Annotated in this window: 19 protein-coding genes and 1 tRNA gene; 9 read left to right on the forward strand and 11 right to left on the reverse strand. The window is 71.3% G+C overall.

From position 1 onward, the window contains the following. Positions 1 to 42: 42 nt before the first annotated feature. From ABGB06_RS10805 to ABGB06_RS10815, 3 genes are all read right to left on the reverse strand, one after another. Positions 43 to 447, reverse strand: a complete 405-nt coding sequence (locus ABGB06_RS10805; protein ID WP_347587773.1) for a type II toxin-antitoxin system VapC family toxin — start codon at positions 445 to 447, stop codon at positions 43 to 45. After that, positions 444 to 596, reverse strand: coding sequence for a hypothetical protein (locus ABGB06_RS10810; RefSeq protein ID WP_347587775.1), 153 nt, complete (start codon positions 594 to 596; stop codon positions 444 to 446). Before ABGB06_RS10810 ends, ABGB06_RS10805 begins: the two co-directional genes overlap by 4 nt. A 451-nt stretch (positions 597 to 1,047) precedes the next feature. After that, the gene (locus ABGB06_RS10815) at positions 1,048 to 3,123 is read right to left on the reverse strand and encodes a DUF262 domain-containing protein (RefSeq protein ID WP_347587777.1); all 2,076 of its coding nucleotides are present in this window, start codon (positions 3,121 to 3,123) and stop codon (positions 1,048 to 1,050) included. 491 nt (positions 3,124 to 3,614) lie between these two features. Here ABGB06_RS10815 and ABGB06_RS10820 point away from each other — a divergent pair, with 491 nt between their 5' ends. Beyond that, positions 3,615 to 4,781, forward strand: a complete 1,167-nt coding sequence (locus ABGB06_RS10820; protein ID WP_347587779.1) for a DUF371 domain-containing protein — start codon at positions 3,615 to 3,617, stop codon at positions 4,779 to 4,781. Between the two features lie 124 nt (positions 4,782 to 4,905). On the opposite strand, the gene ABGB06_RS10825 is transcribed toward ABGB06_RS10820, so the two are convergent. Continuing rightward, positions 4,906 to 5,568: a class I SAM-dependent methyltransferase gene (locus ABGB06_RS10825; protein WP_347587781.1), complete on the reverse strand. Its 663-nt coding sequence runs from the start codon at positions 5,566 to 5,568 to the stop codon at positions 4,906 to 4,908. Positions 5,569 to 5,594: 26 nt separating this feature from the next. Further along, positions 5,595 to 6,089 (reverse strand): RNA methyltransferase, encoded by a 495-nt coding sequence (locus ABGB06_RS10830; protein WP_347587783.1) that lies wholly within the window; start codon positions 6,087 to 6,089, stop codon positions 5,595 to 5,597. 418 nt (positions 6,090 to 6,507) lie between these two features. Between ABGB06_RS10830 and ABGB06_RS10835 the strand changes: the two genes are divergently transcribed. Beyond that, positions 6,508 to 6,589: transfer RNA gene (locus tag ABGB06_RS10835), tRNA-Leu, on the forward strand. 7 nt (positions 6,590 to 6,596) lie between these two features. On the opposite strand, the gene kdpC is transcribed toward ABGB06_RS10835, so the two are convergent. Genes kdpC through kdpF form a run of 4 tightly spaced genes read right to left on the reverse strand, consistent with a single transcriptional unit; the run spans position 6,597 to position 11,109 of the window. After that, on the reverse strand, positions 6,597 to 7,220 hold the full coding sequence (kdpC, locus tag ABGB06_RS10840; RefSeq protein WP_347587785.1) for a potassium-transporting ATPase subunit KdpC: 624 nt from the start codon (positions 7,218 to 7,220) through the stop codon (positions 6,597 to 6,599). Positions 7,221 to 7,235: 15 nt separating this feature from the next. Further along, positions 7,236 to 9,347, reverse strand: coding sequence for a potassium-transporting ATPase subunit KdpB (kdpB, locus tag ABGB06_RS10845; RefSeq protein ID WP_347587787.1), 2,112 nt, complete (start codon positions 9,345 to 9,347; stop codon positions 7,236 to 7,238). Continuing rightward, positions 9,344 to 11,008, reverse strand: a complete 1,665-nt coding sequence (kdpA, locus tag ABGB06_RS10850; RefSeq protein WP_347587789.1) for a potassium-transporting ATPase subunit KdpA — start codon at positions 11,006 to 11,008, stop codon at positions 9,344 to 9,346. The genes kdpB and kdpA overlap by 4 nt, the downstream gene beginning before the upstream one ends. 11 nt (positions 11,009 to 11,019) lie before the next feature. After that, positions 11,020 to 11,109: a K(+)-transporting ATPase subunit F gene (gene kdpF / locus ABGB06_RS10855; protein ID WP_347587791.1), complete on the reverse strand. Its 90-nt coding sequence runs from the start codon at positions 11,107 to 11,109 to the stop codon at positions 11,020 to 11,022. Positions 11,110 to 11,482: 373 nt separating this feature from the next. Here kdpF and ABGB06_RS10860 point away from each other — a divergent pair, with 373 nt between their 5' ends. Both ABGB06_RS10860 and ABGB06_RS10865 read left to right on the forward strand, forming a co-directional pair. Further along, the gene (locus ABGB06_RS10860; RefSeq protein WP_347587793.1) at positions 11,483 to 11,893 is read left to right on the forward strand and encodes a four-helix bundle copper-binding protein; all 411 of its coding nucleotides are present in this window, start codon (positions 11,483 to 11,485) and stop codon (positions 11,891 to 11,893) included. Between the two features lie 57 nt (positions 11,894 to 11,950). Further along, entirely contained in the window at positions 11,951 to 12,469 is a 519-nt protein-coding gene (locus ABGB06_RS10865; RefSeq protein WP_347587795.1) for a hypothetical protein, read from the forward strand. A gap of 285 nt (positions 12,470 to 12,754) precedes the next feature. On the opposite strand, the gene ABGB06_RS10870 is transcribed toward ABGB06_RS10865, so the two are convergent. Further along, positions 12,755 to 13,816, reverse strand: a complete 1,062-nt coding sequence (locus ABGB06_RS10870; RefSeq protein WP_347587797.1) for a LacI family DNA-binding transcriptional regulator — start codon at positions 13,814 to 13,816, stop codon at positions 12,755 to 12,757. Next, positions 13,813 to 14,943 (reverse strand): substrate-binding domain-containing protein, encoded by a 1,131-nt coding sequence (locus ABGB06_RS10875; protein WP_347587799.1) that lies wholly within the window; start codon positions 14,941 to 14,943, stop codon positions 13,813 to 13,815. Before ABGB06_RS10875 ends, ABGB06_RS10870 begins: the two co-directional genes overlap by 4 nt. 265 nt (positions 14,944 to 15,208) lie before the next feature. Between ABGB06_RS10875 and ABGB06_RS10880 the strand changes: the two genes are divergently transcribed. From ABGB06_RS10880 to ABGB06_RS10900, 5 genes are read left to right on the forward strand one after another with little or no spacing between them, the layout of a single operon-like run. Continuing rightward, complete coding sequence (locus tag ABGB06_RS10880; protein ID WP_347587801.1) at positions 15,209 to 15,712, forward strand: hypothetical protein; 504 nt, start codon at positions 15,209 to 15,211, stop codon at positions 15,710 to 15,712. After that, complete coding sequence (locus ABGB06_RS10885) at positions 15,709 to 17,001, forward strand: sugar ABC transporter substrate-binding protein (protein ID WP_347587803.1); 1,293 nt, start codon at positions 15,709 to 15,711, stop codon at positions 16,999 to 17,001. The genes ABGB06_RS10880 and ABGB06_RS10885 overlap by 4 nt, the downstream gene beginning before the upstream one ends. Further along, positions 16,998 to 17,990: a sugar ABC transporter permease gene (locus ABGB06_RS10890; RefSeq protein WP_347587805.1), complete on the forward strand. Its 993-nt coding sequence runs from the start codon at positions 16,998 to 17,000 to the stop codon at positions 17,988 to 17,990. Before ABGB06_RS10885 ends, ABGB06_RS10890 begins: the two co-directional genes overlap by 4 nt. Beyond that, on the forward strand, positions 17,983 to 18,885 hold the full coding sequence (locus ABGB06_RS10895) for a carbohydrate ABC transporter permease (RefSeq protein ID WP_347587807.1): 903 nt from the start codon (positions 17,983 to 17,985) through the stop codon (positions 18,883 to 18,885). The genes ABGB06_RS10890 and ABGB06_RS10895 overlap by 8 nt, the downstream gene beginning before the upstream one ends. Before the next feature lie 16 nt (positions 18,886 to 18,901). Then, on the forward strand, positions 18,902 to 20,959 hold the full coding sequence (locus ABGB06_RS10900; protein ID WP_347587809.1) for a beta-galactosidase: 2,058 nt from the start codon (positions 18,902 to 18,904) through the stop codon (positions 20,957 to 20,959). Positions 20,960 to 21,009: the final 50 nt, after the last annotated feature.

Here is a 21,009-nt window from a genome sequence, read left to right on the forward strand (position 1 = left end):
CCTTCCCCGGGGGAAACAGCCCTTCCGGCGTGGGCGGGGAGCTCAGGACGGGCCGCATACCGGCAGGCCGAGGTCCTCAGCGGCCCTCGTCAGCTCCTGATCGTAGGTGACGAAGTGGGTCAGCTCCACGCGGAACGGGTCGGCGCTCGCGAGGTGAAGGGAGTCGAGTGAGCCGAGCCTGCGTGTCCGGTAGGCCATGGCACGCGCCAGAACGGTGGTGGTGAGATCAATGAGATAGAGCCCTCGCACCGCTTGCCCCACGTAGTACGGCACTCGCTCGGGATCGACGCCGGCACGGTGCAGGGTGCGGGTGATCTCCAGACGAGAAAGATCGTCGGTGAGCAACTCGGTCCCGCCAGGCAAGCTGGCGCGCCAAGCGCGCAGAGCCTCGGTCTCCTTCTCCGACTTGATGAACTTCAGCAGCGCGCAGGCATCGAGGTAGATCAACGGCGGCGCTCGCTCTCGCGTTCTTCGAGGAGAATGTCGGAGAGGCTCTCCACCTCTGGGGTCAGTTCGGGAACGATCTCCGGCATGCCCTGTTCGGCGGGCGGGGACGCGTCTCCGGCTTCGAGCATGCGGTGCAGCGGGTTGGGCACCTGCTTTCAGGCACCATCCTGAGCACCGGGACGCCCCGGTCGGTCACGACGATCGACACACCGGCCCGGACCCTGGCCACCGCCTTGGACGGATTCTGGTTCAGCTCGCGCAATCCGATGGTCTCCATGCCACATATAGACCTACATCATGTAGGTACCGCAGATCGTATCCATTCGGGCTCCTCATCGCGCTGGAACCCGAACAGACCCGCCTACTCGATGCCGTTGCCGACGGGCCGCTGATCACCGTGGACGATCTCCGACAGGTCGGTGTTCTCCCCGTCCCGCCGTCGGCGGCCAAGGAGCCGAGGGTCCCCAAGACGCCGCCTCCTGAGAGGCGTGAAGTACCCATTCAGGAGACCGTGCGCGTGTAGTCCCATCTCGTGGGACTACACGCGCACGGAACGCCAAAACGAGCCGTGCCGTACGTACGGGCAGGGAGAAAAACGACTCAGCCGCGGCGGGCGCGGTACTCCCGACGTAGGTCGTCCAGTGTCTGCGTGCCCTCACGGGTGCGGGCGCGCCAGAACGTCCAGCCGTTCGCGCTGGAGCCGAGGGAACGGGCCGCGCCGGACGGGGAGTCGTAGCGCTGGCCGTCGAGCACGATGGTGCCGTCCGCGTCGAGTTCGCCGGTGGCCTCGTAGCTGCCCTGCCGCGGCACCAGCTGGGTGCCGGGTTCCAGCAGTCCGGCGGCGAGGAGGTCGGCCAGAGCGATCCACTGCTCGGCGGGCTGCGGGGCGGAGACCGCGGGGTAGACGGGGTGGTAGTCGTGGCTGCCCAGGGTGCGGAACGCTTCGTGCACCACCTCGGCCATCAGGGTGCGCCGGGCGGCGAGGAAGTCCCCGTAGGGCAGGTGCTCCCAGCCGTCCGGGAGGGCGTGCCAGTGGCGCTGCCGGGCGAGGCGCTCCTCGGGGAGCTGCTTGCGGGCGAGCTGCCGGGGCCAGTAGTCGGCGGGCGGGGCGTCGGAGATGGCGATGTTGTCGCTCCACTCCACCAGGGCCATGTTGGCGATCTGGTTGATCCGGCTGACCTCCGTGATGCCCTGGCTCTTCAGGTGGTTGCGGGGGAAGAGGTGGTGACGTTCGATGCCCTTCCTCAGCATCACGGCGGGGTCCAGCCGGGTGCGGACCCTGGTCGTGGACAGCAGGGCGTCGGCGTCGAGGATGTTCAGCGCGGCGACATAGGCCATCAGGGCGGGGGACTTGGACGCCGAGCTGTCCAGCTCGTTGGGGAGGGTGATCTCCCAGTAGTCCCGGCCGAGGGTGTCGTCGATGATCTTGTCCAGGGTGGCGGTGAAGCCGGGGCCGTCCTGGGCGGCACTGCTCAGGCGGGAGAGGTCGTGCTCCATGCGGCTCTCGAACGAGCCGGAGTAGCGGCCGGTCAGATGAGCCATGAAGAACCAGCGCGCGATCACCTCGCGCAGCCGGTCGATCGGCACCTGGTGCTCGACCCGGCCGATCAGCCAGAGGGCGTAGCTGTAGAGGACGGCGTTCTCCGCGGAGATCATCTTCGTGCCGCGGAAGCCGGCCCGCTCCAGGCACTGGAGGAACTCGTGCCAGTGGGTGAGGTCCAGCACGTTGCGCTGGGCCCGCTGGAGCCTGGCGAACTGTTCGTCGCGGCGGGCCGGGTCGGGCTTGCCGGTCTCCAGGGACCTCCCGCGCAGGGCCGTGTACACCTGCTTCAGCACGGCGCGTCGGAGGGCCACGGTGGTGGTGACACGCAGCAGCTGGGAGGGCTGGGGCTGGATGAACCAGTTGAACGGGGACTCCCCTCGCAGGGACGGCTCGCGGGCGGCCCGGCAGAAGTCCTCCAGCTCGCGGCGGCCCTTCTCCCAGAACACCGACATGAGCGTCAGGATGAAGTCGGCCTGGTTGAGGGCGACGCCCTTGCTGTTGATGCGGACGAAGATCTCCGCGACCTCCTCCTCGTCGAGGGAGCCGGCCAGTTCGACGACCTTGAAGGTGTAGGAGGCGAGTTCGTGGACGCCGTCGACGGCGTCCGCGAGGGAGTCCCGTTCCCTCTCGCCCAGTTCGCGCTTCTCCGCCAGCCGGCTCAGGAAGGCGCGCACGGTCTGCCTCCGATGTCCCGGCTTCCACAGCTCGGTGATGTCCGCGAGGTACTCGGGGTCCCGTTCGATGGCCGCGTCGGTGACGGCGAACGTGGCGTCGGCGGGGCGGAAGGCGAGGCGGATGCGTCCCGTCGAGTAATCCTCACGCACCACCGGGGACCCGGTCATCACCGCGTAGAGGGAGGTCAGCCGCTGCTGGCCGTCGACGATCAGCTGCCGGGGGACGCGCCGGCCGCCTCCGGTGCCGATCTGACGGGTCTCGGCGTCCGCCTCCGTCTCCCAGAAGAGCAGGTATCCCACGGGGAAGCCCCGGTACATCGAGTCGAAGAGGTCCCGCGCCTTGGCGGCCGGCCACACGTAGGGCCGTTGCAGGTCGGGCAGGGCGATGTCGCCCCGTTGGATGTCCTCGACCAGGCGGGAGACGGTCAGGCTGGTGTCCTTGTAGCGGGCCTCGGCCATGGGAGTGGCTGGTTCCTTTCCTGGTGAGGTGCCGGGACCAGGGCCGGAACCCCAGTCGGGTTCGCCGTGGTGGAGCCGGGTGGCTCCCCGTCGTGCGGGGTGCGGAGCAGGGTGATCGCGGCGGCTGAGGGCCGGCGCTGGAGGCAGACCAGGGGTGGCCAGCCAGGGCTGTGGGCGGGCAGGGCTGTGGTGGCCGCCGGCCCAGGGCGGCGCGGGCACGGTGGAATGAGTGAACGGGCCGTGTGACGCGCCGCGTTCGGACTCGTGCGAGGCGGCCATCATTGCCTCGTATTGTCCTCCATGTGCGGCGTCGCCGAGGCAGAATTGCTCCGGTCCGGGAGGCCGCGACACGCCGGGGCGCGCCCCGCGTGGGTGACTGGACCGGTCGCTCCGGGTGGGCCATGCGGCCCAGGGCGGTCCCCGGACCGTCCAGCCGATCACGTAGCATCGGGCTGCTCCGCTCCGCCGCTGTTCGATCCGGGTTGGCACTGATGCGCAAGGCTCGCAGCACCGTGGTTCGTGCGGTCGGTCATCCGGCGATCCGAGCCACTCATTCCAAGACGCTGGAGCTCACCCGCGAGCGGGAGGTCACCCAGCGGTCGACGTGTGTGGCGGGCGTCGAGGCGGAGTTCGACGCCGCCGAGCTCGGCCTGCTGCGCGGTCCGGTGGCCCTCACCCTGTCGACGCCGGGTGGGTCGGCCTCGGGGACCGCCGTCGTCAATCCCGACCACGAGGTCGGGGAGCGGCTCGTCGTCCGGCGCAGCCGGCATCGGGACGCGGACACGCTCGCGGTCGACGCCACGCTCACGGCGGCGGACCTCGGCCGCGAGCTGGTCGCGGAGCTGAGCGATCCCGGCGGCCGGGTGACCCTGCACGTCGCCGAACTGGAGCCGCCCGCTCCGCTGGTACTCGTCGGTCCGGCGAGGCCCGCCGGCCGCCTCGGGAGCCTGTGGGAGGCCGCCGACGCCGTGGTCGATCTGGACGGCGGGCGGGGTCTCGCGGGCGGACTCGCCGCGCTGACGCCGGGTGGCGTGGTCGCGGCGTCGCTCACCGCGCCGCTCGACGAGGTCGTCGAGGCCGCGGCGAACTGGCTCGTCGAGGCGGCCCGACGCGGGGCGCGGCTGTGGCTGCCGGGCGCCGGGCCGGCGGAGACGGCGCTGCTGGCCTCGGGTTTGCCGGTCACTCCGTCGCTTCGGCTGGGCCACGTCGACCGCCGTGCCGTGCGCGGGCGGGAGGTCATCCGGCGGTTCGGCTCGCCGCTGCCCGTCGTCTTCACCGTGCCGGTCGCCGAGGCCGAGGCCGTGCTGCGGCCCGTCGCGGCGCTGTCCCCCCGACGGCGGATGGCGCTGCCCGGCGAGGAGCTCGACGTGGGCACGGCCATGCGCTGGACCACCGCGGAAGCGGCTGTCGGGGCGCTGCGGAACCGCGACGCGGAGACCGTCGTCGCGGTGCTGGGTCCCGCGGACCAGGACGCCTCGTCCGGCGACCTCGACGAGGTGACCAGGGCGCTGCTCGACGCGGGGGTGCATCCGCGCACCCTCGGCGAGGCGCTGCGGCCGTTCGGCGTGACCCGTCGCCACCTGTACGCGATGATCCAGGACCAACGCGCCGACGCCGACGGGGAAGCTGACAGGGAAGGCGACGACCGCCAAGCCTGAGCCAGCCCGAGACGGGGCCGACGCCGACCGGGACGACGACACGGGCTGAGCCGGAGTCGGAGCCCAGCGGGAGTCGACGGCCAAGGACGCGCCGCGAGCAGGCGCGGCCAGTCCGCCTACCGTCCTACCGGTCGGGCTTCGGCTCGAACGTGCCGGTCAGCGACAGCACGTCGAACTGCGCCCGGGACGCGTTCAGTCGTTTGGTCCACGACGTGGCGAGCGCGGCGATCCGCGCCTCGTCCAGGTACTCGGCCCCGTCCAGCCGCCAGCCCGCGTCGGCGTACGTCGCCGCCAGCTGCTCCGTCGCCCACCGCGGATCGGGCTCGGGCACCTCGCCCACCTCGGGCACCGGAGGGCGCCAGGCGTGCAGGTTGAGGGTGACCAGGAAGGTCGCGCCGGGGGCCGTGATCGTCCCCAGCCCGGCGAGCATGTCGCGGTCGTTCCCGACCATGCCGCGCAACAGGCTGCCCCACGGCATCAGCACGTGGACCTCGTCGATGTCCACCAGCCCGGCCGGCAGCCGCTCGGCCGCGGCGCGGACGAACAGGGCGTTGGCCAGCCCGCCCCGGGCGGGGGACGCCGCGGCCCGCGTCGAGGACTTCCGCATCCGGTCCGCGCTCGCGTCGAGCCCGACCACCAGCCAGTCGGGCCGGCCGCGGGCCAGGTGCAGCACGTGCTTCCCGTCGCCCGTGCCCACGTCGATCAGGGCCGCTGAGTACCGCTTCCGGAGCTCGGCGTACTCCTCCGGGGAGAAGTCGACCATCCGGCGGCCAATGACTCGATGCACCTGTCCTCCTTCCTCCTCTCGACCGGTCAGCCCCGGGGGTACTGCCGGCAGTACTCGTAGAGCGCCATGCCGGTGGCGGTCGCCACGTTGTAGCTGTTGGGGAGATTCCATACCGGGATCTCGACGCATTCGTCGAGATGTACCAGTTCCTCCTCCGTGAGCCCGAGGCGTTCGTTTCCGATGACCAGGGCCGTCTTACGGGGGAACTCGAACGTGTGCAGGCTCTGCGAATTCGTGGTCTGTTCCAGTCCGACTCGCGTGTAGCCCTGCCGGCCCAGCTCCTTGAGAACCGCGGGCAGCGTTCGGCGGACTTCGATACGTACCTGGTCGGCACCGTCCCTGGCGACCTCCGGGTCAATTCTTCCGTTACCGCACGCTATTACCCTGCCAATGCCGCAACTGCTGGCGGTGCGCACGATGCTGGACAGGTTGGCACGGCTTCTCAGGGGTGCGCAGACGACGAGGATCTCGCGCTCCCTTTCCAGCGTGGTGGGCGGCTTGTGCCGGAGATGCTCAAACATCTGATCAGTGACCTATCGTGCTGACGTGGGCGTTGTGCCCGCTTAGCCTAACGCACATCACGAGGCGGGCCGAGAAAACGCCGAGTTGGCCGGCATCCGATATCCGCCGGCCGACCGTCGAGAAATTGATTCCGGCTTCTCCGGACGAGGCACGCACAGCCGCCCGCACGGTGACCGTGCGGACGGCGTGGCGCGCGGCGGCCGGGCCATGTGTCGGCCGGCCGCCGCGGCACCGGATGAAAGCATTCCGGATGCACGTGCATTCCGGGCGCGTGACCGGTCCGGCGTCGCCGCGACGGCTTCCGGGTTCGTACTTTCGGACAACATCCGCCGAAAATCAGGCTGTTCGCGAGACGTCGCCGGACCGGCTCAGTAAACTGTGCGCAATGCGCGACGCACGAAACGGTTTGGGATCTGTGCCCGGATGGTGGAATGCAGACACGGTGAGCTTAAAACTCGCTGGCCTTCGGGCTGTGCCGGTTCAAGTCCGGCTCCGGGCACCCCACGTCATCCCGAGCCCTGAGCGATCTCGCGCAGCGCGAGGTTGAGCTCCAGCACGTTGACCCGGTCGGCGCCGAGGAAGCCGAGGTCCCGGCCCTCGACGTGGTCCTCGACCAGCCGGGCGACGTCGGCGCGCGGCAGGCCGTTGGCCTCGGCGACCCGGTCGACCTGGAGGCGGGCGTACGCGGGTGAGACGTGCGGGTCGATCGCGGAGGCCGAGCCGGTGACCGCGTCCGCCGGGACCTCGGAGACGGGCACGCCGTTGAAGGCGGCCACCTCTTCCCGAGCCTTCCGGACCATCTCCAGCAAGGTCGGGTCGCTGGCGCCCAGTTGGCTGGAGCCGGTGGCGCGCGGGTCGTAGTCGCTGTTGGAGGGCCGGGGTTGGAACCACCGGGGGTCGGGCTCGCCGTCCGGGCCGTTCCAGGTCTGGCCGATCAGCTCGGAGCCCACCACCTGGCCGTCCGCCACGATCTTCGAGCCGTTCGCCTGGTGCGGGAAGGCGGCCTGGGCGATGCCGGTGACCGCCAGCGGATAGAGCACGCCCGTCACCACGGTGAGGACGAGGAGTGCGCGGAAGGCGGCCCACAGCGGGCGGCTCAACGCGCGGGGGCTGAGGGAACTGGGGAACATCACGATCACCGATGCCTAGGAGATGCCGGGGAGCAGGGAGAGGAGCAGGTCGATGAGTTTGATGCCGACGAACGGGACGACGAGGCCGCCGAGGCCGTACACCGCGAGGTTGCGGCGCAGCAGCTGGTCGGCGCTCATCGGCCGGTAGGCCACGCCGCGCAGCGCGAGCGGGACCAGCGCGACGATGACCAGCGCGTTGAAGATCACCGCGGAGAGGATCGCGGACTGCGGGCTGGACAGGCCCATGATGTTGAGCTTGTCCAGGCTCGGATAGGCCGCCGCGAACATCGCCGGGATGATGGCGAAGTACTTGGCGACGTCGTTGGCGAGCGAGAAGGTGGTCAGCGCCCCGCGGGTGATCAGGAGTTGCTTGCCGATCTGCACGATGTCGATCAGCTTGGTCGGGTCGGAGTCCAGGTCCACCATGTTCCCGGCCTCCTTGGCGGCCGAGGTGCCGGTGTTCATGGCCACGCCGACGTCGGCCTGGGCCAGGGCGGGCGCGTCGTTGGTGCCGTCGCCGGTCATCGCGACCAGCCGGCCGCCGGCCTGCTCCCGTTTGATCAACGCCATCTTGTCCTCGGGCGTGGCCTCCGCGAGGACATCGTCCACGCCCGCCTCGGCGGCGATGGCCCGCGCGGTGACGGCGTTGTCGCCGGTGATCATGACGGTGCGGATGCCCATCTCCCGCAGCCGCTCGAAGCGTTCGGACATGCCCGGTTTGACGACGTCCTTGAGGTGGATCACGCCCAGCAGCCGGGCGCCGCCGGAGTCGGCGGTGGCGACCAGCAGCGGGGTGCCGCCGGAGGCGGCGATCTCGTCCACGACCCGGTCCGTCTCGTCGGGGACGGTGCCGCCGAGGTCGGTCGCCCAGGCGGTGACCGCGGCGACGGCGCCCTTGCGGACGCGCCGGTCCGCGATGTCCACGCCGGACATCCGGCTCTGGGCGGTGAAGGGCACGGGCTCCAGGGTCTCGGCGTCCGGCCGGGCGGCGTCCCCGCCCGCGCCCTGCGCCTCGCACAGCGCCACGATGCTGCGGCCCTCGGGCGTTTCGTCCGCGAGGCTGGCCGACCAGGCCGCGGCGACCAGTTCCCGCGCCGACGTGTCGCCGACCGGGACGAGGCGGGTGGCCCGGCGCGAGCCCAACGTGATGGTGCCGGTCTTGTCCAGCAGCAGGGTGGTGACGTCGCCGGCGGCCTCGACGGCCCGTCCCGAGGTGGCCAGCACGTTGCGCTGCACCAGGCGGTCCATGCCGGCGATGCCGATGGCCGACAGCAGCGCGCCGATGGTGGTCGGGATCAGGCACACCAGCAGCGCGACGAGCACGACCAGCGGCTGTTCGGCGCCCGCGTAGATCGCGAAGGGCTGGAGCGTGACCACCACCAGCAGGAAGACGATCGTCAGCGAGGCGAGCAGGATGTTCAGCGCGATCTCGTTGGGCGTCCGCTGCCGCTGGGCCCCCTCCACCAGGGAGATCATCCGGTCCAGGAACGTCTCGCCGGGCGGGGTGGTGATCCGCACCACGATCCGGTCGGACAGCACCCGGGTGCCGCCGGTCACGGCCGTGCGGTCGCCGCCGGACTCCCTGATGACCGGCGCGGACTCGCCGGTGATCGCGGACTCGTCCACCGAGGCGACGCCCTCGACGACGTCCCCGTCGCCGGGGACCAGGTCGCCGGCCTCGCAGACGACCCGGTCGCCCACCCGCAACTCGGTGCCGGGCACCCGCTCCTGGGAGCCGTCGGCGGCCAGCCGCCGGGCGACCGCGTCCGTACGCGCCCGGCGCAGCGTCTCGGCCTGCGCCCTGCCGCGGCCCTCGGCGACCGCCTCGGCCAGGTTGGCGCACAGCACGGTCAGCCACAGCCAGGCGGCGATGGTCCAGCCGAACCAGTCGCCGGGGTCGCCGACGGCCAACAGCGTGGTGAGCAGCGCGCCGATCTCGACGACGAAGATCACCGGGGAGGCGACCAGCACCCGGGGGTGCAGCTTGCGCAACGCCTCGGGCAGGGACTCCCACAGCTGGCGCGGGGCGAACGCGCCGCGCGCCACGCGGGGTGGCCGCCGCGCCGCGCCGGGACCCGGGGGGTCGGCGGACGGTCTGGGGGTGCGGGTCGGGGTGATGGTGCTCATGTGGCGAGTCCTTCCGCGAGCGGGCCGAGCGAGAGCGCGGGGAAGAAGGTCAGCCCGGCGACGACCACGGCGGTGGCCACGAGCAGCCCGCTGAAGAGGGGGTTGTGGGTCCTGAGGGTGCCGGCGGTGACCGGTACGTGGCGCTGTTCCGCGAGGGAGCCGGCCAGGGCCAGCACGAAGACCATCGGCAGGAACCGGCCCAGCAGCATCGCCAGGCCCAGCGTGGTGTTGAAGAAGTCGGTGTTGGCGGCGAGGCCGGCGAAGGCGCTGCCGTTGTTGTTGGCGGCCGAGGCGTAGGCGTAGAGCACCTCGGAGAAGCCGTGCGGCCCGACGTTGGTCATGCTCTCCTCGCCGTCGCCCAGCGCCATGGCGAGGCCGGTGCCGATCAGCACCAGCGCGGGGGTGACGAGGATCGCGCAGGCGGCGAGCTTGATCTCCCGGGCGCCGAGCTTCTTGCCCAGGTACTCCGGGGTGCGGCCGATCATCAGGCCGGCCAGGAACACGGCGATCACCGCCATGATCAGCATTCCGTAGAGCCCGGAGCCGACGCCGCCGGGGGCGACCTCGCCGAGCACCATGCCGAAGATCAGCACGCCGCCGGACAGGCCCTGGTAGGAGTCGTGGAAGGAGTTCACCGAACCCGTCGACGTCATCGTCGTGGACACGGCGAACAGGGAGGAGCCGCCGATGCCGAACCGCTGCTCCTTGCCCTCCATCGAGCCGCCCGCGAGCTGGGACGCCGAGCCGGGCGCCTGGTGTTCGACGATCGTGACGGCCACCACGCCGGCCAGCCAGATGACGCCCATGGCCGCGACGATGGCGTAGCCCTGCCGGACCGAGCCGACCATCTTCCCGAAGGTGCGCGGCAGCGAGAACGGGATCAGCAGGAGCAGCAGGATCTCCAGGATGTTGCTGATGCCGTCGGGGTTCTCGTAGGGGTGGGCGGAGTTGGCGTTGTACGGGCCGCCGCCGTTGGTGCCCAGGTCCTTGATGGCCTCCTGCGAGGCGATCGGCCCGCCGGTGAGGTGCTGGGTGGCGCCGGAGAGGGTGTGCGCCTCGGTGCCACCCGAGAAGTTCTGGATGGCGCCCAGCGCGACCAGCGTGACCGCGGCCAGGGCGGCGATCGGCAGCAGGATGCGCACCGTGCCGCGCACCAGGTCGGCCCAGAAGTTGCCCAGTTCGCCGGTGCGGTGGCGGGCGAAGCCGCGCACCAGGGCGACGGCGACCGCCATGCCCACGGCCGCGGACAGGAAGTTCTGCACGGCGAGGCCGCCGGCCTGCACCAGGTGTCCCATCGCGGCCTCGCCGGAGTAGGACTGCCAGTTGGTGTTCGACACGAACGAGACCGCCGTGTTGAACGCCTGGTCGGGCGGGATGGCCTCGAAGCCGAGGGACAGCGGCAGGCGGTCCTGCACCCGCTGGAAGAGGTAGAGGAAGAGGACGCTCACCACGGAGAACGCGAGCACTCCGCGCAGGTAGGCCGGCCAGCGCATCTCCGCGTCGGGGTCGGCGCCGACGCAGCGGTAGATCCAGCGTTCCACCCGCAGGTGGCGGCGGGAGGAGTAGACGGCCGCCATGTAGTCGCCGAGGGGGCGGTGCACCAGTGCAAGCACCACGACCACGGCCGATATCTGCAGCACGTCCGTCGTTGTCTCGTTCATCGCCTCGCCGCTCAGAACTTCTCGGGGAACAGCAGGGCGAGGGCCAGGTAGCCGACCAGCAGGCCGGCCACGACCAGTCCGACGGCGTTCTCGACGCTCACAGCCTGGTCACCCCCTGGCCGACCAGGGCCACCAGCGCGAACCCCGCGAGGGTGACCAGGACGAAGACGACGTCGGTCATCGCTGCTCCTGTGGGAAGGGAAACGGTCTCGGAATCGGTCTCACGCGCTCAGGAAACATCCGCTACGGACCTCCGCGAACACCCCTGACACGTTGCTGACGCCGCCGGGCGCAGCCCTGATGCGGCGCATACGGGACCCCCGCCCGGACGTGTCCGGGGTCACAGCGTGTGCGTTCCGTCACCGCACGCGCTCCGACCTGACCGTTACGGACGGGTTTGCGCCCGGGGGCCAGGTGTTACCCGTGGCCGGAGGAGGAGCCAGATCCCGTGAGGGCTTGCGAAAGGTGGAACCCATGACCGCTCCGGTGAAGGAGATGCTGCAGACCTATCCGGCCGATCTCGGCGGGATCGACCGTCAGGCGCTGACCCGGTGCATCCAGGAGACGCTCGCCTGCGCCCAGGCCTGCACCGCGTGCGCGGACGCCTGTCTGTCCGAGGACCGGGTCGCGGAGCTGCGCAAGTGCGTCCGCACGGATCTGGACTGCGCGGACATCTGCCAGACCACCGCCCGGGTGCTGTCCCGCCACACCGGCTACGACGCGAACATCACCCGGGCCCAGCTGGAGGTGTGCGTGACGGCGTGCATGGCGTGCGCGGAGGAGTGCGAGCAGCATTCCGGGGAGCACGAGCACTGCCGGCTGTGCGCCGAGGCCTGCCGGCGCTGCGCGCAGGCGTGCCGGGACCTGCTCGGCTCGCTCGGCTGAACGCGGACGGCGATCCGTTCGCCCCATGTCGGAGGGGGCCAGGAGGGAGGCACCGCCATGGTGCGTAAGAAGGTGGAGGGCGACGAGGTGCAGCGGCGGGCGGCCGCCCACCAGGCCCAGAAGGCCGGCGAGACGCCGAGCGCCCGCGGCGAGACGACCGGGGCCTCGAAGCAGCGGACGCACGTGTCGCACCGTTCCTCGCTGTCGCACGCGGAGAAGGTGGCCCCGATCCACCGGGGCAAGCAGGAGCGGCACGAGGAGTCGGCCAGGGAGCGGGCGGCGGGCAGGGCCGCGCGGTTGCGGGAGCAGGACGCCGTGGCGCGCGGGGACGTCGAGCCGTCGTCGGAGTACACCGAGGCGCATGCTCGGGTGTTCCGCGCCCTCGCGGTGGCGGAGAGCGAGCACGGTGGCGACGCCGTCCACCTCGACGAGGTCGCGCGCGACGCCGACCTGCCGCGCGACGAGACCCACGCGCTGTTGCGCGAGTTGATGAGCGTGCACCGGCTGGTCACCGAGCTGCAGGGCACGGACGTTCCCGACCAGGGACCCCGGTTCGAGACCAAGTCCCGCCGCTGAGCGTCCCGGACGCTCGGGAGGCGCCGGACCCCCGCCTTTCCGCTACACTTCCTTCACATTCGTGAGGGGGCGGGCCGATGGTGGCGACGGGGAACGATGCCGCGGCGGGGATGTTCGTGGTGGGGCTGGCGTTCGTGCTGATGGCGGCGGTGACGTGGAGTCCAGTGTGGCTGGGGATCGGTGGTCCGCTGGTGCTGGGGGCCGTGGTGGTGGCCACGGCCAGGCGCCGGCACCCGGGGGCCGGCCCGGCGCGCGGCTCCGGCCCCGGCGCGGTGGGGCCGCTCGCTAGCCGGCGGGCCCGAGGCGGCCGTGTGGCGGCTCCGCCAGCAGGGTCCGCGGGACCCGGGAGGGATGGGCGGGCGCCCGTCCGGTGGACTCCCTGACGACCAGGTCCACCGACAGGTCGAGGCGGATGGGGGCGAGTGACGGGTCGTCCGACACGGCCTCCAGGACGCGGATGGCCTCGGCCGCCATCTCCTCGAACGGCTGGCGCACCGTGGTCAACGCCGGGGCCGCCGAACGCGCGGGGTCCAGATCGTCGAACCCGACGACCGAGACGTCGTCGGGCACCCGCAGCCCGCGTTCCGCGCAGGCCTCGATGATGCCGAGCGCCTGAAGGTCGTTGCCGGCCACGAAGGCGGTCGGGGGCTCGTAGTGGTCCAGCATGGCGTGCGCCGCCCGCCGGGCCGGTTCGGACTGGAACGGCACGCTGCGGATGAGGGCGCGGTCGGCGCGGATCCGGGTCTCGCGCAGTGCCGCGAGGTAGCCGCCGAAGCGGGCGCGGCAGCAGACCCGGTCGAGCGGCCCGCCGATCAGCCCGATCCGCCGGTGCCCGAGCTCCGTGATGTGCTGGGCCGCCAGCGTCCCGCCGCGCCACTGGGTGGCCCCGACGGTGTTCATGCCGGCCGGCGCGTCGCCGATGGTGTCGAGGATGACGGTGGGCAGCCGCGTCTCGGACAGCCGCTGCTGGACCGCGGGCGGCACCGGCGAGAGCACCAGCACGATCCCGCCGGGCCGGTGGGCGAGCAGGTTGTCCAGCCATTCGGCGCCCTCGTCGGCGTGGCTGACGGTGAGCGCCCGGCCGCTCGGCGAGAGCACACCGGAGAAGCCGCGCAGCAGTTGCGCGTTGACGGCGTTGCCCACGCTGCCGAACACCACCTCCACCGAACCGTGGCGGGAGGCGCGGCGGTGCCACTGGTAGCCGGTCGCCGCGACGGCGTCCAGGACCCGCTGGCGGACCGGGGCGGAGACGCCGGGGCGGCCGTTGAGCACCTTGGAGACGACGCTCTGGGAGACGTTGGCCGCCTGGGCCACGGTGACCATCCGCACGGTCGGATGCTTCGTCATGACGCCCTCCGCTTCGTGTTCCGACCCGTCTCGTTCCCGGCTGGTTCGTTCCCGGCTGGTTCGTTCCCGGCCGGCTCGTTCCCGGCCGGCTCGTTCCCGGCCGGCTCGCCGCCGGCCCCGCCGGTTGGCGGCGCGGTGCTCTGCCGGACGACCAGCGACGTCGCCAACTCCACGCGCCGGCCCGCCGTCGATCCGGACCGCGCGTGCTCCTGGGCGATGAGCCGCACGCCCTCGGTCGCCATCTCCGCCAGCGGCTGGCGAACGGTGGTCAGTGGCGGAGCCAGCATCGCGCAGAGCACGGTGTCGTCGAAACCCACGACGGACAGGTCGACGGGAATCCGCAGGCCGCGGGCCCGGGCCGCCTGGTAGACGCCGGCGGCCTGGCCGTCGGAACCGGCGAAGACGGCGGTCGGCGGGTCGGCGAGGTCGAGCAGCGCGGCTCCGTGCTCCGCCCCGCCGGTGACGAGGAAGTTCCCGTAGCGGGTGAGCGCGGGATCGGGGTCGAGCGAGAACTCCCGGTGCGCGGCGAGGTATCCCTCGTGGCGTTCCCGCGTGCAGCTCATCTCGGGCGAGCCGCCGATGAACCCGACGCGCCGGTGGCCGAGTTCCAGCAGGTGCCGGGTGGCGGCCGCGCCGCCCGACCAGTTGGTGGTGCCGACCGTGGGAATGGTCGGGTCGCTGGTGCCCACCGGGTCGAGCAGGATCAGCGGGGCCGGCAGGCTGGCCAGGGCGGTGATCTCGTCGTGGCGGGCCCGGGAGAGGACGAGGATGACGCCCTCGGGTGGCCGGGCGCGGCGCGTCTCGACCCAGTCGCTGATGCGGAAGCGCGGGTGGCTCGTGGCGGTGACCGCGAGCGTGAAGCCCTGGCTGAACGCGGCCGCCTGGGCGCCGGCGATGAGCTCGCCCGCCCATGCCGTGGTGAACCCCTCGATGAGGACGTCGAGAAGGCCGCCGCGCTGCTGCCCGCGACCGCGGCGCGCGGCGTAGCCGGTCTCCTCGGCCGCCCTGGCGACGCGGTGGCGGGTCTCCTCCGATATGTCTGGCCTGTCTCCCAGCACCCGCGACACCGTGGAGACGGAGACCCCCGCCGCCCTGGCCACCTGCGCCATCGTTACCCGGCCGGCCATGCCAACTCCTCTCCGCCGACGCGCATGCTCGTCCCCGTTCCTCGTTGTCCGTTCCGCAAATATCCGCAACAACTCGCAGAATATTCCGCCACTGACTTATGCAAAAGCCGCCTGAGCCGCATTTTTTGTCTTCTGCCTTGACACACGTTTTTACCAATACCTAGCTTGCGCGTCATGCCCGCCCGCAATTCTTGCGGAGTTCGTTGCGGGCGGATCGATCCGGTTGCCGAGAATTTCGGACCGCCGAGCACGGAGAAGGCCATTCGTGTCTGCCCTCGATGACGCAGCTACCACGTTCGACCACGACCGGGCGGTGGAGCGGGTGCTCCGGCAGAAGGCCGAACCCGGCCCGCTGGCCGCCGACTGGGAGCCCGTGACCGGTCCCGCTCCGGAACTTGACGACGCCGAGGACCGACGGCTGGCCGGCGCCCTCGCCGAACGCTCGGTCATCCTGCTGCGCCACGACGGCCTGCTGCCGCCGGGCGAGGCGGGGCCGGCTCGGATCGCGGTGCTCGGCTGTTACTCCTTCGCCCACCACGTGCAGCCTTGGGAGTCAGCCGGGGTGCGGATCACCACGGGGCGCGGCACCGGCGTCGAGGCCTCGAACTCCCGGGCGCGCGACGCCGTCGTCCCCACCCGGCTGCTGGCGTTCACCGGCCGGGACGGCCGGCGCGTGCTCGACGGCTCCGAGCCGCGCCTCAGCACCGTGCCCGTCTCCCCCGTCTCCGTCTCCCCTCTCACCCACGCTCAAGGAAGAGCCCACTCATGACACGAAGAGTTTCGCTCAGCCGCGCTCACCGATTCGCCGCCGCAGCAGCCGTGGGGACCCTTCTCGTCCTGACCGGCTGCGGGGGCGGCGACTCCTCGGACGACGACGCGTCCGGAAAGCAGACCCTCACCTTCTGGGGCTGGACCGACATGTCGGAGCCGGTCGACCTGTGGAACGAGACCCACCCGGACATCCAGGTCAACTTCCAGATGATCACTTCCGACTTCTTCCCCAAGCTCCAGGCCGCGATCAGCGGCGAGACCGGCGCGCCCGACGTGGTCCAGGTGGACTACCCCAACCTCACCTCCACGGTGGTGGACGGCGCGCTGATGGACATCACGGAGGCGAGCGGGGACATCGAGTCGCACTACGCGCCCGCGGTGTGGGACCAGGTGGTGATCGACGGCAAGGTGTGGGGCATCCCGCAGGACATCGGCACCCAGGCGCTGTTCTACCGCTCCGACCTGTTCGAGGAGGCGGGCCTGGACGCGCCCACCACCTGGGACGAGTACCGGGACGCCGCCGCCACGCTGAAGCGGGAGCACCCCGACTCCTTCGTCACCGCGCTGCCCAGCAACGGCGGCGCGTGGCTGGCCTCGCTCGCCTGGAACGCGCAGGCCCGGTGGTTCGGGACGAGCGGCGACTCCTGGCAGGTCGACATCGACGACGAGGCCACCCGGCAGGTCGCCGAGTACTGGCAGGGGATGCTGGACGAGGGCTACGTCAGGGGCGACCAGCACTGGCAGCCGACGTGGTTCCGCGGCATGGCCGACGGCACCTACCTGACCTGGATCGGGCCGGCCTGGGGCGGCGCCTCGCTGAAGGAGAACGCGCCCGACCTGGAGGGGAAGTGGTCCGTCGCCCCGCTGCCGCAGTGGTCCTCGGGTGACGACGCCCCGGTCTACTGGGGCGGGTCGCTGACCGCGCTGACCAGTGTCACCGAGAAGTCGGACGCGGCGCTGGAGTTCGCCACCTGGCTGAACACCCACGAGGACAGCGCGGAGATCCTCGCGGAGAGCGTCCTCCCGGCCTCCGAGGAGGGGCAGGCGGTCGAGGCCGTCAACCAGCCCGACCCGTACTTCGGCGACCAGGTGGTCAACGAGGTGTTCACCGCCGACGGTTCGTCGAACCCGTGGGTCTGGGGCCCGACGATGACCGACACCACGGCCTACCTCGACGACGCGTTGCAGGCCGTGATCAACGGCTCCACGACGCTTCCGGAGGAGCTGGCGGACATCGACCGGCGGACGGAGACGCAGATGCGCGACAAGGGGCTGTCCGTCCAGTGACCGCGCCACCCCCCACCACCACCGCCCCGCGGGCGCCGGCGACCTCCGACGGCACGGAGGCGCCGGGCCCGCGCCCGCCCGCGGTGCTGCGCAACAAGCGCCGCTTCGGCGCGGACTGGAAGATGGGCTGGCTGTTCGCCACGCCGTTCTTCGCGGTGTTCGCGCTGTTCCACTTCGTGCCGGTCGGCTACGCCCTCTGGCAGAGCGTGCACGGCGCCTCCGAGTCGGGCCTCGGCTTCGGCACGTCCAGCGTCACGTTCGTCGGCCTCGACAACTACACCCGGGCCTTCGGCAACTCCGAACTGCTCGCCGCCGTCGGCCGGGTGCTGCTCTACGGCGCCGTGCAGGTGCCGGTGATGCTCGGGCTCGCCCTGATCATGGCCCTCATCTTCGACGCGGCCGTGGTCAGGATGCGCGGCCTGTTCCAGCTCGCCGCCTTCCTGCCCTACGCGGTGCCGGGCGTCATCGCGTCGATCCTGTGGGCGTTCCTCTACCTGCCGGGCGTCAGCCCCGTCGTGGACCTGCTCGACGACGCCGGCGCGCACGTCGACTTCCTGTCCCGGGGCACCGTGCTGTGGTCGATCGCCAACGTCGCCACCTGGCAGTGGACCGGCTACAACATGATCATCATCTTCGCGGCCCTGCAGGCGATCCAGCGGGAGCTGTACGAGGCCGCGCGGATCGACGGGGCGAGCAACTGGCAGATCGCCTGGCGGATCAAGGTGCCGCTGGTGGTGCCGGCCATCGTCGTCACCGGGCTGTTCTCGGTGATCGGCACGCTCCAGCTCTTCTCCGAGCCGATGGTGCTGCGCACCATCACCGGCAACGTCACCTACAACTACACGCCGAACATGATCGTGTACAACCTGGCGTTCGGCTCGAACGAGCCGCACTACGCGGCCGCCGTCGCGGTCCTCATCGCCGTCGCCTCGTTCCTGCTGTCGTTCGGCTTCCTGCGGCTGCTGCAGAAGAGGAACCCCCATGACTGACGTCACCGCGCCCCGCCGGCCGCCGGTCCCGCGGCGCCGCGGCCCGGGGCGGCAGAGCCGCGCGCCGCTGTCCACCCGGGTCATCCTGACCTCGACGATCGTGGCGCTGACCGCGTACTTCCTGATCCCCGTCGCCTGGATGCTGTTCGCGTCCACCAAGTCGACCGACGACATCAACCGGTCCTTCGGCTTCTGGTTCGCCCGGATCGACCTCTGGCAGAACCTCCAGGACCTGTTCGCCTTCCGCGACGGCGTGTTCGTGCGCTGGGTGGTGAACTCGCTGATCTACTCGGGCTGCGGGGCGCTCGGCGCCACGTTCCTGGCCGCGCTGTGCGGTTTCGCGCTGGCCAAGTACCGCTTCCGTGGCCGGAACGTGCTGATGGGCGCCATCCTCGGCGGGGTGCTGATCCCCGGCACCGTGCTGGCCCTGCCGACCTACCTGCTGCTGAACTCGATGGGCCTGATCAACACCTACTGGGCGGTCATCCTGCCCAGCCTCTCCAGCGCCTTCGGGGTGTTCCTGGTCCGCATCTACGCGGCCGCCGCCGTGCCGGACGAGATCCTGGAGTCCGCGCGCATCGACGGGGCCGGCGACATCCGGATCTTCTTCACCATCGTGCTGCGCATCCTGGTGCCCAGCCTCGTCACCGTCTACCTCTTCGCGTTCATCTCCATCTGGAACAACTTCCTCCTCCCGCTGATCGTGCTGAACGACGAGACGCTGTGGCCCGTCACCCTCGGGCTCTACTCCTGGCAGCTCAACGCGATGAGCGAGCCCGACATGGTCCGGATCGTCGTCACCGGATCCATGGTCGGCACCATCCCCCTGATCATCCTCTTCCTCTCGCTCCAGAAGTACTGGCGCAGCGGCATCACGACCGGAGCCATCAAGTGACCACGGGAGCCACCAAGTGACCAGCAACGAGGCGCGACATGGCGGGACCAGCCGGATGGAGGCGTTCCGGGCCCGCATCGGCGGCTTCGCCTTCGGCGGGGACTACAACCCCGAGCAGTGGGACCGTTCCGTCTGGGACGAGGACGTCGCCCTGATGCGGCGCGCCGGGGTCAACCTGGTCACCCTCGGCGTCTTCGCCTGGGCCTCGCTGGAGCCGGAGCCGGGCCGTTTCACCTTCGCGTGGATGGACGAGGCGCTGGACCTGCTGCACGCGCACGGCATCAGCGTGGACCTGGCCACGCCGACGGCCGCGCCGCCGGTCTGGCTGACCGACGGGCACCCCGAGGTCCATCCGGTCATGGAGGACGGCGAGGTGTTCGGCTTCGGCAACCGGCTGCACTTCGACCCCACCTCGCCCCGCTACCGGGAGCACGCCGCCCGCATCACCACGGCGCTGGCCGAGCGGTACGCCGACCATCCGGCCGTCGCGATGTGGCACATCAGCAACGAGTACGGCCCGGTGCCCTACACGCCGCAGAGCGCGGTCGCCTTCCGGGACTGGCTCAGGAGGCGGTACGGCACCCTGGAGGCGCTCAACGACGCCTGGTACACCCGCTTCTGGTCCCAGGTGTACACCTCCTGGGACCAGGTCAACCCGCCGGAGATCCCGCGGTCCTGGTCCAACCCGACCCGCCGCCTGGACTACAAGCGGTTCGTCTCGGACGCGCTCCTGGAGTGCTACGTGATGGAGCGGGACATCGTCCGCGCGCACCGGAGCGACCTGCCGATCCTCACCAACTACATGCGCTTCTACCGGCACGCCGACTACTGGCGGTGGGCCCGGGAGCAGGACGCCGTCGCGCTCGACATCTACCCCAACCCGGGACACGACGACGCGTTCGTCTCCGCGGCCGTGAACTACGACCTGATGCGCTCGCTGCGCGACGAGCCGTGGATCCTGATGGAACAGGCCGCGAGCAGCGTCTCGCAGTGGCAGGTCAACAACGTCAAGCGCCCGGGACACCTGCGGCTCGGCTCCTACCAGGCGATCGCGCACGGCGCCGACAGCGTGCTGTTCTTCCAGTGGCGCGCCAGCCGCGGCGGGCACGAGCGGTTCCACTCGGCCATGCTGCCGCACTCCGGCACCGGGGCCCGTTCCTGGCAGGAGGTCGAGGCCCTCGGCACCGAACTGCCGCGGATCGCCGAGGCGGTCGGCGCCACCTCGCGGGCGGACGTCGCGCTGCTCTTCGACTGGAACGCCTGGTGGGGCCTGACCGAGACGCACGGCCTGCCGCGCAACGACTTCGACTATCCGGCCCTGGTCACCGACCACTACCGGCCGCTGCTGGAGGCCCAGCACGCCGTCGACATGGTGAACTTCGACTCGGACCTGAGCGGCTACCGGGTGCTGGTGATCCCCAACGCCTACCTCGTCGACGACCGCTTCACGGCGGAGGTCTCGCGTTTCGTGCACGCCGGCGGGACCCTCGTCTGCTCCTACTTCTCCGGCGTCGTGGACGCCCGCAACCAGGTGCGCCAGCCCGCCTACCCCGGCGCCTTCCGGGCCCTCGTCGGCGGGTACGTCGACGAGTACTGGCCGGCCAGGGAGAACGAGACGTTCGACGTCGAGTTCGCCGACGGCTCCACCGCGCGGGCCGACTTCTGGCAGGACAGCATCCACCCGGAGACCGCGACCGTCCTCGCCTCCTACGCCTCCGGGCAGCTGGCGGGGCGGCCCGCGATCCTGGACAACGCCGTGGGCGCCGGCCGCGTCGTCTACGTCGGCACCCGGCTGGAGGCGGACGCCTTCCGCGACACGCTGCTGGGCGCCGTCGCGGACGCCGGCGTGCGCCCGCTGCTCGCCGGCGCCCCGGCCTGCGTGGAGGCGACCCGGCGCTCCACAGCGGAGGCCGACTACCTGTTCCTGCTCAACCATTCGGAGACCGACCCCGCCGAGGTCCCCCTCCCCGGCGCCGGCCAGGACCTGCTGACCGGCAAGGACGCCACCGACCCGATCGTCCTCGCCCCGCTGGGCGTCGCGGTGGTCAGGACCGCCTCCGCCGACGCTCCCTGACCCGGCCGCGAAGCCACCACCCGGCCCACCATGGGAAGGTGGAGCCCGGG

The organism is Streptomyces sp. B6B3 (genome assembly GCF_039871525.1).
Lineage (GTDB): Bacteria > Actinomycetota > Actinomycetes > Streptomycetales > Streptomycetaceae > Streptomyces.